This is a genomic window from Mesorhizobium sp. Cs1299R1N1, from assembly GCF_037179655.1.
GTDB classification, from domain to species: domain Bacteria; phylum Pseudomonadota; class Alphaproteobacteria; order Rhizobiales; family Rhizobiaceae; genus Mesorhizobium; species Mesorhizobium salmacidum.
The window spans coordinates 1-12,637 of the sequence record NZ_JAPYKR010000042.1; the positions used below are offsets into that span (position 1 = coordinate 1).

The 12,637-nt window shown below is 56.7% G+C and carries 11 protein-coding genes and 3 pseudogenes; 9 read left to right on the plus strand and 5 right to left on the minus strand.

From position 1 onward, the window contains the following. The 3 genes from O7A70_RS32845 to O7A70_RS32855 all read right to left on the minus strand — a co-directional run. The coding region (locus O7A70_RS32845) for an aldo/keto reductase (RefSeq protein WP_337144051.1) at positions 1 to 709 on the minus strand (709 nt) is incomplete at its 3' end. A gap of 194 nt (positions 710 to 903) precedes the next feature. Then, positions 904 to 1,260 (minus strand): Rieske (2Fe-2S) protein, encoded by a 357-nt coding sequence (locus O7A70_RS32850; protein WP_337144052.1) that lies wholly within the window; start codon positions 1,258 to 1,260, stop codon positions 904 to 906. A 21-nt stretch (positions 1,261 to 1,281) separates the two neighbouring features. After that, a complete protein-coding gene (locus tag O7A70_RS32855; protein WP_337144053.1) occupies positions 1,282 to 2,499 on the minus strand; it encodes an NAD(P)/FAD-dependent oxidoreductase in 1,218 nt (405 codons plus the stop codon). A 348-nt stretch (positions 2,500 to 2,847) separates the two neighbouring features. Between O7A70_RS32855 and O7A70_RS32860 the strand changes: the two genes are divergently transcribed. Continuing rightward, the gene (locus O7A70_RS32860; RefSeq protein ID WP_337144054.1) at positions 2,848 to 4,287 is read left to right on the plus strand and encodes an aminotransferase-like domain-containing protein; all 1,440 of its coding nucleotides are present in this window, start codon (positions 2,848 to 2,850) and stop codon (positions 4,285 to 4,287) included. Between the two features lie 125 nt (positions 4,288 to 4,412). On the opposite strand, the gene O7A70_RS32865 is transcribed toward O7A70_RS32860, so the two are convergent. Continuing rightward, a complete protein-coding gene (locus tag O7A70_RS32865; protein WP_337144061.1) occupies positions 4,413 to 4,544 on the minus strand; it encodes a hypothetical protein in 132 nt (43 codons plus the stop codon). A gap of 256 nt (positions 4,545 to 4,800) precedes the next feature. Beyond that, positions 4,801 to 4,923: pseudogene (locus O7A70_RS32870) on the minus strand (MFS transporter); the annotation flags it as partial. A 190-nt stretch (positions 4,924 to 5,113) separates the two neighbouring features. Between O7A70_RS32870 and O7A70_RS34420 the strand changes: the two are divergent. From O7A70_RS34420 to O7A70_RS32915, 8 genes and pseudogenes are all read left to right on the plus strand, one after another. After that, positions 5,114 to 5,327: pseudogene (locus tag O7A70_RS34420) on the plus strand (ISAzo13-like element transposase-related protein); the annotation flags it as partial. Further along, the gene (locus O7A70_RS32885) at positions 5,324 to 5,689 is read left to right on the plus strand and encodes a hypothetical protein (RefSeq protein WP_337144057.1); all 366 of its coding nucleotides are present in this window, start codon (positions 5,324 to 5,326) and stop codon (positions 5,687 to 5,689) included. The pseudogene O7A70_RS34420 and the gene O7A70_RS32885, both read left to right, overlap by 4 nt. A 347-nt stretch (positions 5,690 to 6,036) precedes the next feature. Beyond that, positions 6,037 to 7,008 carry a glycine betaine/L-proline ABC transporter substrate-binding protein ProX gene (gene proX / locus O7A70_RS32890; protein WP_337144058.1) on the plus strand — a complete coding sequence of 324 codons (972 nt, stop codon included), beginning with the start codon at positions 6,037 to 6,039 and terminating at the stop codon, positions 7,006 to 7,008. A 223-nt stretch (positions 7,009 to 7,231) separates the two neighbouring features. Next, entirely contained in the window at positions 7,232 to 9,874 is a 2,643-nt protein-coding gene (locus O7A70_RS32895) for a CehA/McbA family metallohydrolase (protein WP_337144059.1), read from the plus strand. Between the two features lie 198 nt (positions 9,875 to 10,072). Then, positions 10,073 to 10,159: pseudogene (locus O7A70_RS32900) on the plus strand (HupE/UreJ family protein); the annotation flags it as partial. A 494-nt stretch (positions 10,160 to 10,653) separates the two neighbouring features. Then, positions 10,654 to 10,893, plus strand: a complete 240-nt coding sequence (locus O7A70_RS32905; protein ID WP_337144062.1) for a hypothetical protein — start codon at positions 10,654 to 10,656, stop codon at positions 10,891 to 10,893. Between the two features lie 93 nt (positions 10,894 to 10,986). Further along, the gene (locus O7A70_RS32910; protein WP_337144063.1) at positions 10,987 to 11,538 is read left to right on the plus strand and encodes a hypothetical protein; all 552 of its coding nucleotides are present in this window, start codon (positions 10,987 to 10,989) and stop codon (positions 11,536 to 11,538) included. Between the two features lie 102 nt (positions 11,539 to 11,640). Next, a partial coding sequence (locus O7A70_RS32915) for a zinc-binding dehydrogenase (RefSeq protein ID WP_337144060.1) occupies positions 11,641 to 12,637 on the plus strand: 997 nt, incomplete at its 3' end.

Consider the following 12,637-nt stretch of genomic DNA (forward strand, 5'->3'; position numbering starts at 1 on the left):
TGATGTCGTCGGTGTGCCCGCGAAGGGTATCTGGCTCTTCTTGCCAAGGGCGCGCGAGACGCCCGCGTCCAAGAGCGCCCCAAGGCAGGACGCCGACGCCTTCGCTCTCGCAAAGAGGGAGCATCTCGCGTTCCTCCTCGCGATAAAGAAGACTGTAGTGCGGCTGCATGGAGACAAAGCGGGTCCAAAAATGCTTGTCGGCGAGCTGCAGCGCTTTGCAGAACTGCCATCCAGCCATTGAAGATGCGCCGATATACCGAGCCTTTCCGGATTTGATAATGTCGTGCAATGCTTCGAGCGTCTCTTCGATCGGAGTAGCGTCGTCCCAGCGATGGATCTGGTAAAGGTCGATATGATCAGTGTTGAGGCGCCGCAGGCTTGCGTCCACCTCCGCCATGATCGCCTTGCGTGACAGGCCGCGTCCATTTGGATCGGCCCGCATCGGGTAATAGACCTTCGTTGCGATCACGACCTCGTCACGCCGCGAATAGTCACGCACAGCTCGGCCCAGCACCTCCTCGCTGGCGCTGTTGCCATAGCTGTTTGCGGTGTCGAAGAAGTTGATTCCACCTTCGATCGCTTGCTTGATGATCGGTCGGCTTTGATCCTCGCTCAAACCCCAGCGACGCTCGGCCAGGCCGAAGCTCAAACAGCCAAGACAGATCCGAGAGACCTTGAGGCCGGTCCTTCCAACGTTGACGTAATCCACCCTCTTTCCCCCTAAGCTGGTCGATGCAAACTCAAAGCTGCAGGACCGTAGCGATGGCATAGATCTCCGATGGCACCTAGTTGCGAGACACGATGCCGTCTGCCCAGGGTGCTGTGATGGCCACTCGAATACGTGCACGTGCACGTATCTTCAGCGTGTGTTCGGTCCCGCTTGTGGCGCGCGAGAACATTTGCTCACGGTACCGGAAGACGCACCAAAACCTGGCCGCCTTCCACCTTCGTCTCAAACACGGTGATCGGGCATTCAGCCGGGCCTTGAACCACTTCCCCGGAGGTAATTTCGAATTGAGCACCATGCAGAGGACACTCGATAAGAGTCCCCTCCAGCCAGCCGTCGGAAAGGAGAGCGAACGCGTGTGAACACACGTTAGTGGTCGCATATACCTTGTTGTCGATCAGGTAGATAGCGACGCGTCTGTCGTTTATTTCGAACGGCGCTACGGTGTCCTCTTCAAGATCGGAAAAGGCGCAAAAAGTTATCCATTCAGAATTTTGCGGCGTCGTTTCTTTGCTCATTTCTGCTGTTGTCACAGTTCACTCCGAGTGTCGTAATTAGCCAGCTGCAAGGTACAAATCGGACGGATCGACTTCCTCAGCCCGACTCATGATATCTTGCGATATGGGCCTGCTGGCCTTTGCGTCTCGGCGGAGCTGCATCATGTCACGACCAGGGTTCACGCCCACGGCACTGACAAAGCGTCCGTGTTCATCGACGCCGATCTCCAGCCATCGTTCACTCGCAACGTCCCCAATGCGATGTAGGCGGGTCGCCAGGGCCGGCAGCCCGAATGACTGGATGGTCACGCCGCACTGATCGGACCAGAACCAGGGCAGGTCATGATACTGTGCATCCAGACCGCACATGACCTGTGCTGCCACAACTGCTTGATCGCCGGCCACAGTCCAGCTCTCACTGCGTAGCCGCCGGCCAAGCGAGGGCACAGGATAGTTCGTCACCTCTCCGGCAGCATATATTCCCGGAACGGACGTTTCGCAGCGTGCATTCACAACGATCCCGTCGGCAGTGTCGATGCCGGCATCGGCGGCGATTTCCGCATTAGGCCCAATCCCGATGCCAATAAGGACCGTGTCGGCAATGGCCGTCCCTCCATCCCAGGTCAGAATGACCTCGCCCTTTGAATTGTTCGACATGCGCAGATTTGCACAGTTCAGACGAACCTCACCACCTTCGCTCGTGTGACGCGCAGCGACCCATTCTGATAAAGACAGTGAGGCGCTGCGCGGCAGCAGTCGCGGTGCCAGCTCAAAGACCGTTGTTTGACAGCCCAAGCGGCGAGCATTCGCCGACACCTCCAGTCCTATAAAACCGCCACCGACGACTGCCAGCCGCTGGCTTGGCGCAAGAGCCGCACGTAAACGCAAAGCGTCCGATTCAGTGCGCAAATAATGAACTTGCGCTGGGTCCACATGGAAGTTTTCCAACTGCCTGACCCGAGATCCCGTAGCGATCAAAAGCTTGTCGTAGTGTTCCGGATCGCCGTTATCGGTATGGACGAGGCGTCGAACAGGGTCGATGAGCGTGGCCTTCGTCCCATCTCGCAAAATGATGCGGTCTGAATAAAGCTCAGAGCCTTTCAGAGTCGGCCTCTTGCCCTCCAGGAGAAATTCCTTGGATAGCGGTGGCCTGTCGTAGGGTGTCCCGCTTTCGCTATGAATAAGGACCGTTCGCTGCTCAGGACGCAGCCCGGCGAGCGTTGTGGCAGCACGATGCCCTGCCAGTCCTCCTCCGATGATAACGACCGTTTCCATAAACTTTCCTCAGCACCTGGCAACTTTGAACGTTACCAACCTGACGAAAGAAACCAAAAATCTGGAGATGCACCAGTGTCAAATTCCTGCAAATTCGTTCAGCACAGACGGCCCAGTTCCCAAAGCAAAATCTCGAAGCGCCTCTTCGGCAGAAACTGTGCTCCGTGGAATAGGTGGCTTTTGTGCATTTTCCCGGGGAGAAGGATCCATATTGTGCGAACGTCGGCTAAGGCGGTGCAGGAGAATCACCGCGAGCGATCAGACTACCACTCATTGTATGTTTATAGGTAAAACGGCCTTCTTGTGACAGAGACCGCAGGTGCCAGTTACGATAGGAATTCCAGTCCTATGACCCATGGTCCCAAGACATCGGCTATGCGCCGTTATGAATCTGTGGTTGACCTCATCAAGCGTCGTATTGGCACAGGGACTCTCAGGATCGGTGATCGCCTGCCTTCTGTTCGGCAGTTGAGCGAAGACACCGGGTATAGCCCGATGACAGTGCATCATGCATACGAGCTGTTGGAGGCTGAAGGGGTTTGCGAGGCCCGGCCCCGGTCGGGCTTCTATGTCGTCGGTGCGCCGGCACCAGTGACAGACCCAGGGGCCAATAGCCACGATGTCGGTGGCGAGGCGGTAAAAAATCTGCCTGAGGCTTTGCTCCATATTTGGTATTCGAATGAGCTTGGCGCATTCGGCAGCTTCTACCCGAGTCCGGACCTGTTCGACCGCAACGACATAGACCGCCTGCTGCGCCAGCTGTTGCGCCAAGGCGAGACCCGGCTTGTTGGGTGCGATTCACCACAAGGCGACGTGCAGTTGCGCCACGAGATTTCGCGTCGCGCATCAAGGCGGGGAAGCGTCGTATCACACGGGGAAATCGTTGTCGGCAACACGGGGATGTCGTGCTTCGACATGTGCCTCAATGCATTTACCAAGCCAGGAGACGTCATTCTGGTCGAAAGTCCTTCTTATTTTCCTATGCTGGCCGGATTGAACCGCAAGAGCCTCTCCGTCGTGGAAATTTATTCCCACCCGCGCTCGGGCATCGATCCCGAACAATTCCTGCATCTTGTCCGTTCTAATTCGGTTCGCGTGGCGTTGCTTACGGGCTCCCATCACTATCCCACAGGCGTAACCTATTCGGAGCAAACAATGCGCCGTGTTGTGGAAATTGCTCGCCAACACCAGGTGCTTATCCTCGAAAATGATATGTTCAGCGACCTGAACTACGATGGCAGCAGGCAGCCTTCGTTCAAACAACACGATCCGTCCGATATCGTGGTGCAATTCGGGAGTTTCATGGCCTCGCTCCCGCCAGCATATGGATTAGGTTGGATCATTGCCGGCACCCACACACGACGTTTGATGACTTACCAATATACACATGGGCTGAACAGCGGTGATGGTATTGTCCAGCGCGCGATCGCCACGTTTCTGGCTACCCGGAGTCAGGATCGGCATTTGAGGCAGTTGCGCGGCACGCTTGCCGTGCGGATGCAACGGGGACTCGATTTGATGGCGGAACATTTTCCCAGGGAATGTGTCGTATCGCCCCCTATCGGCGGGTTTATGTGCTGGGTACGAGGTCCAGTCAGCTTCGATGCAACCAGCGCTTTGCTTCAAGCGGTAGAATCCGACTTCAGTTTTCTCCCAGGCCCTATTTTCTCGATCGAGGCCTCCTTTCGAAATTTCGTGGCGCTTAACTTCTCGTTCCCATGGACCGCTCAGAACGAAACTTTTTTGGCGAAATTGGGTGAAATGATGCACAGATCAGTCGGACGGTGATGATCATCAGATCGAGGGTTTGAGGCTGCGCGGTCAAGCCGAAGGATTAGCCAGCCCTGCCTTTGTGCTGCAACTGCTGCCGCAGTGGCGTACGGCTGACCTCGATTTGCTGCGCAAGATTAGATTCAGGCAAACGCAACAAGCGCCGGCAGATTGTCCTTCCGCAATACTGCCAAAGCAGTCCGGCGTCGACGTTCGCGCCGAAACCGAGTGACATGCAAAGGCAGCGCGCCGATGCCAAGACCATTGACGATCATGCGTCGTACCTCCGGAAGATGGCCGAAACCCCGCGTGGGTTGGGCTGCAGGTTACCGCACTCGCGCAACTGGCGTACCACGATACAGCGGTCCGTCTTCGGTCTCCGCGGCGCTTCCCGCTTCCAAGGGTGTTTTTCGTCAGCGATCGCTGCAACGGGACATCCGTCGCAAAGACCTTATAAAAGCGCATCTCTAATTTGTGGGATACATATGCCATCGGCGAGTAGGACTTGCGCGCTGCTCCGGTAGGGAGGCCTACCAACGGCAGCAGCGCCAATGTAGAGGTGCTTGAAAAGCCAAACAGGGCCCCGCGGACGATCGTTGACTTGATTTCCGAGGATATGGCCGTGAAGCGCAGGCCATCATAGATGGCCGTCACCCCGGGCACCGGGAAATCCCACATCGCCAAGGCGATTGCCTATCAGGAGGTCCAGTATCTCGGGACCGACGACTTCTTCCACCGCCACGCTCTGAACGCCCTCGCACAACGCGAGGCCCGGATGCTAACAATCATCGACTGCGATCTCCTCGTGCTGGACGATCTGTTCCTCGCACGCGCCCGCCAGTTCATCGGATCGACGACCACGACGACCGCGCTTGAGGTGCGGTGCTGCCTCGACGAGAATGAATATCCCAAAGCCATCATTCTCTGACGCGGAAATGGATGCGATCAATATCAGCCGCGATGATTTCCATGGTGAGTGGAATTACACGATCGCTCCGATGCTCACCGGACCCAGCGATGCCAATATCCCCATCGCCGGCTTCGGGGTTGAGGCATGATCGACGACCCCGACAAGACCAACCGCCTCGTCGAGGCGTTGGAAGCATCCCTCCCCGTCGAAACCAGGCTCCCGGCATCGCTGATCCAGACCCTGTCCAAGCGCTCTCCCGACCTGGCCATTCCGGCAAGATGCAATGTGGTGAGCGTCTTCTACATGGGTGATGAAGGCGGCATCATGCGCTTTGGACATCGGCGGGCCCGATACCCAAGCGGCGCACCTGGTCTCCATCACCCACCTAATCTTCGAACGAAAAGTACCGCTGTTCAGCCAAATCAACGCTTATCAGCGCCATCGCATCAAGAAGCTTTAAGCAACAGGCAGGCCGCAACGATCGATGGCCGCTTGAAAAATCGCAGGTAATTTCGCGCCGGGCCTTAACTGCGTGCCGGGTTTCGAGAGTGGTGGCCGATACTGCTTCGCGCGCCGGCAAAGCCCGCCCACGTTGGCGGCAGGCGCCGACGCCAACCTCACAAACTCATTCTTTTCTGGCTCGTCAGCTCCTGGCCTCGAATGACATCCCGAACCCACTCTCCGTTCTGCGATGTCCCTCCCACACCGATTCGGATGCCAAAACGGTCCCTGCCGCCATTACTTCTACTTATGGATGGAGGGAAATTTTAATTATTTGAAAACCGCCTCCGCGCCGTACATAGGTACGAAGAGGGACCGAGCAAAAAAATCAAAACCGCAAAATGGGAGTCTGTACCGTGAAATCGCTACCAAAAGCACTGTTACTCTGCTCGTTTTTCATCTCTCCGGCTGCCTTCGCTGGGGAGCAAGTCATTCCGGCTTGGTCCGGTGCGCCTGAGGAACTCATGCAGACCTATATTATCGACGACGGTCTGAAGGAGCTGGGATACGAAGTCGCCGATCCTTCTCCCTTGAACATCGAGGTGGCATACGTGGCAGTAAAACAGGGGGACGCCACGTTCTTTTCAGCGTACGCTGATCCACTTCATAATGCTTTCATGAAAGAGAATGGTGGTATCGATGTTATTACGCCGTTGGGGCCTTACGCCAAAGATGGCATTCAGGGCTACCTGATCGACAAAAAGACCGCTGACGCCACAGGTATCAAGTATCTCGAAGACCTAAAAGACCCTGAAAAGGCCAAGTTGTTCGACATTGACGGTAACGGTAAGGCGGATCTGTTCGGGTGTGATCCCGGCTGGGGATGCGAAAGGGTGATTAATCATCACCTCGATGCCTATGGCCTCCGAGATACGGTTGAACAAAAGCAGGGAAATTACACTGCAATCATTACCGATGCGATTCAGCGCATCAAGGAAGGAAAACCCACGATCTACTACACTTGGACGCCTTATTGGCTTTCAAGTGTGCTCCAACCTGGTCGCGACGTCGTATGGCTGAACGTTAAAAAAACGGAACTACCTGACGGCGGCACCGGGAACACAGAAATCGAGGGCGTCGGCAATGTCGGATTTACAAAGGTAGATTTGGGAATTGCGGCCTCCACCAAATTTATCAATGCGAACCCGTCGGCCAAAAAGTTCTTTAAGGCGGTGAAGATTCCTCTTGAAGACCTGAACATGGAGGCTCTGCGGATCCATGACGGAGAGAAAGCTAACGAGCAGATTAGAGTCCACGCTTCAGAGTGGATCGCCAAGAACAAGGCCAAGTGGGACGAGTGGATTGCCGAGGCTAAGGCCGCGAAATAGGATTTGGAAGAGGTGCTGGCAAGATTCGCCGGCACCTCCAGCCTGATCATACGCATCCGCCAAACCGTGCCTGTTGATCGTCAACAGTTAGGATGCAACGAGGGGGATTCCATCCCTATGAATTGCGCATTCGGTTGGGCATGGCGCAGGCAGTCCGGCGCTTTAATGGTCAAATCATGTTGAGAACCTTCCGATGGACCACGTATCCTGCCGGAGGCGCGGAATGATCGTTCCGCCGTCACCCCACTTCAGCCACGTCGACCTCAAGAACCAATTTAACTGCAACCGAAAGAACTTAGGCGATGGGTTCTCTCGAAAAGCCCTGGGTGACGGATGGAGTGAAACAATTACAGGGCTGCAATCGTTGAGAGGTATACCATTTTTATTTGGCGGCACCGAGGAACTCGACGCAATTATGCTTAGGCCTCATGATGAAGCTACCGTCATAAAATTTGATCGAACTATCGTAACCTATGTCATATTTGTTCAAGCCGTGGCCGATCTCACTGACGTAGCTCCCAAGGGGTTCGGCCCAGCTGCGCCGGTTGACAACCCAAGTGCGGAATCTATAGCCGGCAACTCGTTGGGCGATCTGGTTTCGACCTATGTACTTCAGTATGCTGACGGCACGGAAACCGCAGTACCTATCTTTCGCCGGTTCGCAATTCAGCAACGACATGTATGTTGGGGCGCGAGTCCCTTCGCGGCGATGCCTGCCCACGGACCGCACGTCTACGCTACGCACGGAGAAGACGTCGCACTGGGGCGCACTCCTTGGCTTGACTATGGCCTCGCGGAGGTTCGTACCGGCTCTGGGCGCGTGTATCCCCAGGAGAATCTATGGCTTTACGCGTTGCCAAACGAGCATCCAGAGAAAGAGGTCGTCGGCATCCGACTAGGTGCAGAAACAGAACCCTCCCTTGTCTACGCAGTGAGTACGACACGGGTTCGACACCATCCGCTGCGGCCACAGACCCGGAAAAAGCTGCGCATGCAGCTTCCGGCCGGGATGAGCCTCAACATACTGGGAGAACTGGATACCGACGATCGTGGCCAGCAGATCGGGATGGATTTAGGGACCGTGATATCGGCTCGACGGGCTCTCCACTATAACGAGTCTGAATGGCTGGGCGGGCTACATGACGTCCAACCCACGGCCTCAGAGACGGAAATTATCGTTGAATATGCCGCACACCCGGACGCTCGGCTGTTTCTGAGAACTGACAACGGCACATTGTTGGCGCAGGAGCTTCGGGCTCTCGAAAACGGTGCGTCCCTATCTGGGGCAATCGAGGCCCGGCCAGTTGCTCCAGCTACGAGAACGGTCGAAATCAGAATTGTTGAGAAGGGCGCTTCGGCTCGCGTACCGGCGCGGATCCACGTTCATGGTCCAGACGGTGAATATTTGCCGCCAAAGGGCCACCACCGAAAAGTGAACGTTGGCATTTTCGAAGACAACTTCGCGGACTTTGCCAACGGCCTGAACCAGTACGCGTACATTGGCGGACATTGCTCAATTGATCTGCCGTTGGGCCCAGTTTTTATCGAGATCATAAAGGGATTCGAGATAAAGCCGTTAAGGCAGGTTGTTGAGATCACGGACAATACCGAGAGCATCACATTCGAGCTGGAAAAGGTTCTCCATTGGCGCGAACGGGGCTGGGTATGTGCTGATACCCACATACACTTCCTCAGTCCGCAAACTGCGTTGCTTGAAGGCCAAGCCGAGGGCGTCAATGTCGTAAACCTGCTGGCGACCCAGTGGGGAGAAATGTTCTGCAACATTGGCGATTTTGACGGCCGGACAACCTTTGGCGCGAGGGATTTTGGAGGAGACGGGGAATTTCTCCTTCGCGTCGGTACGGAAAACCGCCAACAGGTCCTGGGGCATATTTCTCTTTTGGGATATCAGGGCAACATGATCGAGCCCCTGTGCACAGGCGGCCCGGACGAAGCGGCGATCGGCGATCCGTTGGAGTCGACCATGGCAGAATGGGCCGAGCGTTGCCGCCAACAAGGCGGCTTGGTAGTGATGCCACACGCGCCCAACCCCCAAGCGGAACGTGCCGCCGATTTCGTGCTCGGCTTGGTCGATGCGCTCGAGGTCATGACTTTTAATCCCCGGCGCTGGCAAATCAGCGCGTTCGCGCTTGCGGACTGGTATCAATACCTCAACATAGGCTATCACCTACCCTTGGTGGCCGGCTCCGATAAGATGGATGCCGCGGCGCTGCTCGGAGGAATTCGCACTTATTCCAAGCTCGGGGAACTGGACTTCACGTTCCGGAATTGGATGGAATGTATTCGTGGTGGTGACACCTTCGTTACCGTCGGTCCGCTCGTGAATTTCACCGTCGAAGGGCGACGACCAGGCAGCAAAATCTCGCTTCCGCCGGGAGGCGGACAGATCGGGCTGCAATGGGAGATCGAGGCTGTTAGCGTCAAAACGACGGCCGTCGAGATCATCCGCAATGGGATCGTGGTGGAACACACCACTCACGATGACTTGACCGTTTCCGGCAAATGCACCCTCGATATCAGTGAATCCTGCTGGCTGGCGGCACGGGTTAGAGGCAGTGTGGCCAGCCGCGAAACGGATATTTCTGCCCACACCAGTGCCATTTTTGTAGAAGTTGGTGGGCAAGCAATCTTTGCTAAAGCCGACGCTGTGGCCGTTCTCGCGCAGATTGAAGGTTCAATTGCTTACCTGGACACACTTGCACCCAGAAGCAGCGAAGCCAAGCAAGCGCGGATGCGCGCTGCACTGGAGCTTGCCCATCACCGCTTGCATCATCAACTCCATCATCATGGCATAGGCCACCACCATACACCGCTTCATGCAGTCCATGTCACCAGAGAACATTAGGCTCCTCGCGGGGTTGTGCCCTGTGCCTGACTAGTCTAGAATGCAGCCGCCAACATACGGTCGCATGGCGCATGCCTTCGGGTGGCGCGATCTGGTTTTATGCGATCGATGAACTCTAGGCTCGATGTTTAAACGTCTAAGCCTTGCGGGGCACGGCCGTTGGCCTGTCTTCGGTACCGGCCTTCGCGCATTTTCATCATGATCGGCTTTGGCTCGGCGCTATGCCATGTAGGCCTTCCCTTCGTCGAGCCGGCCGTAGCTGCTTCCGCAGTCGTGCTCGGGTTGCTCGCATTGGCAGCGCTGCGGGCTCCCAAGGTAGCCAGGATGGGAATAGTCTGCGGATTCCGACATGAAGTCGGCCGCCATTCCGATCAAAGACCGGCCACCGTTCCGATCAAAGACTGGCCAGTTTTCGGCCCTGAAGATTACCTCCTGGGTAAGCAACTTTGGTATCAAGTGCCCCGCCGTAAACAGGGAGATTTTGATGTCGGCGAAGAGAAGCCTGACCTGAGACAATTGAGACAAATGCTTCGGCTTGCCGGAAGCGGGACGAGCTCCCGCGAGATAGCAGTCATTTTGGGGATAGCGCGCATTACGGGGCAGGATAACCTGCAGCGTGCGGCAGCAGTTGGATTGAGCTGGCCGTTGCCGGGCGACATGACCGACGATGCGCTCGAGCACAAGCTTTTCAGCCGCAACGCCGTCAGGCAGGGCACACGACGGCGCACGGAGCCGAACTGGGCCGATCTTGCGGTTGAGCTCAAGGGCCCCGCGTCACTTTGCCGATCCTCTGGGAGGAGTATCGAGATGCGCATCCCGAAGGCTACGGCTACAGTCGCTTTTGTGAGCTGCTGCGGGGATTTCAGCAACGACTGTCGCCGACAATGCGTCAGGAGCACGCCGCCGGCGACAAGGTCTTCGCGGATGATTCCGGCAAGAAGATCCCGATCGTCAACCGGAACAGCGGCGAGATCCGCGAGGCGGAGATCTTCGTGGCGGTGCTGCGGCCGATTGGCTAGCCACCTGGATGGTTTCGAGGCTTTGCTCGATGGCCAGGGATACGCCAAAACGACTGTTCAGCAGAAGATTAAGCTCCTGGCCGGTTTCAGTGCTTGGGTGAAGAGGCAGGATGTTCCGCTGAGTTCGGGGAAGAGGACGCAGACCGATTTCTGACGGAACTTGGTTTGCGCCCGAGGTGTGGCGATGCCTGGACCATTCGGCAGTTGCTCCGATATCTGCGCGACACGGGCGGCGTGCCGGTGCTGCTGCCAGAGGTCGATACGAGCGCCAAGGGTAAGCTGATCGACGCATTTGGGGAATTCCTGCGCAAGGAGCGTGGTCTCTCGGCATCGACATCGACGAACTATCTGCCGATGTTCGTGGGTTCCCGGACGAACAGTTTGGCGGCGACGACCCGGATTTTGACCGCCTGCGAGTGGGCGACGTTCAGCATCGTGCGGCGAGCCCAGGCCGGTTCGCCCGGCCGCACCAAATTGGCGGTCACCGCACTGCGTTCGTTTCTGCGCTTCCTCCAGCAACGCAGCTTGCTTGCCACCGATCTCGCTGTCGCGGTGCCTGAAGGCCTCGATCGGTGCAGGCCTGGTGCCGCCGTCCGTGATCCTCAAGAAGCTACATCGGCATGCGCGGCCGCATCGATCGGATAACAAATTGTCGTCGACCTTATGAGTTTTTGTTCAGTTGTTTAGATGCAACGTGCTCGTTAGCGTCCCTCTTCGTGCCAAGTAAATGGTTCAGGGGATTGCGATATGAGTCTGGCAAACGCGGCGTCCTCGACAGGCCAACCTTCAATCCCGGACGTAATGACGGGCGTGCAGTTGGTCGGACATGGCGGCTTTGAGAAGCTCCACTACCGAACAGACATTCCCGTTCCTTCCCCCGGGCCAGGAGAGGTTTTGATCCGCGTCGCTGCTGCAGGGATCAACAACACCGATATTAATACGCGCATCGGCTGGTACTCCAAGGCCGTGCAGGAGGCTACGGGAGAAGGTGGCTCCAAGGGGTTCGACGGCGCCGAGGCAGACGATGCTACCTGGTCCGGAATTCCAATGTCGTTTCCTCGAATCCAAGGTATCGACTGTTGCGGTCACATTGTTTCAGTCGGCGACGGGGTTGACCCAAGCCGCATTGGGCAGCGAGTGATCGTGCGAAACATGCTGCGGACCTACGTCGACTATCGACCTGGCGAACATTGGGCTCTTGGCTCGGAATGTGACGGGGCTTTCGCCCAGTACGTGAAAGCGCCATCGCGAGAGACACACGCGGTCGATTGCAATTGGAGTGATGTCGAACTGGCTTCGGTGCCGTGCTCCTACTCTACCGCCGAGGGCATGCTGCATCGCTCTAGCGTGAAGTCGGGGGAACATGTCCTGATCACCGGCGCCTCGGGGGGGGTCGGCTCTGCCGCTGTTCAGCTGGCCAAACGAAGGGGCGCCTTTGTGACGGCGGTCGCCGGTAAGGCGAAAGGTCAAGAGATTCTCGATTTGGGCGCCGATCGAGTTATTGAACGGGGGCAAAACTTGGTACGGAATATCGGGAAGGCATCAGTTGATGTCGTCGTCGATGTAGCCGCTGGCCCAACTTTTCCTGAACTTCTCGAGGTTTTGAGGTGGAGCGGGCGGTATGTGGTGGCTGGGGCCATCGCCGGCCCCATTGTCGAGCTCGACGTGCGAACTTTGTATTTGAAGGATCTGACGTTTTTCGGTTCAACCCTCTACGACGAGGTCGTCTTTGATAACCTAGTAT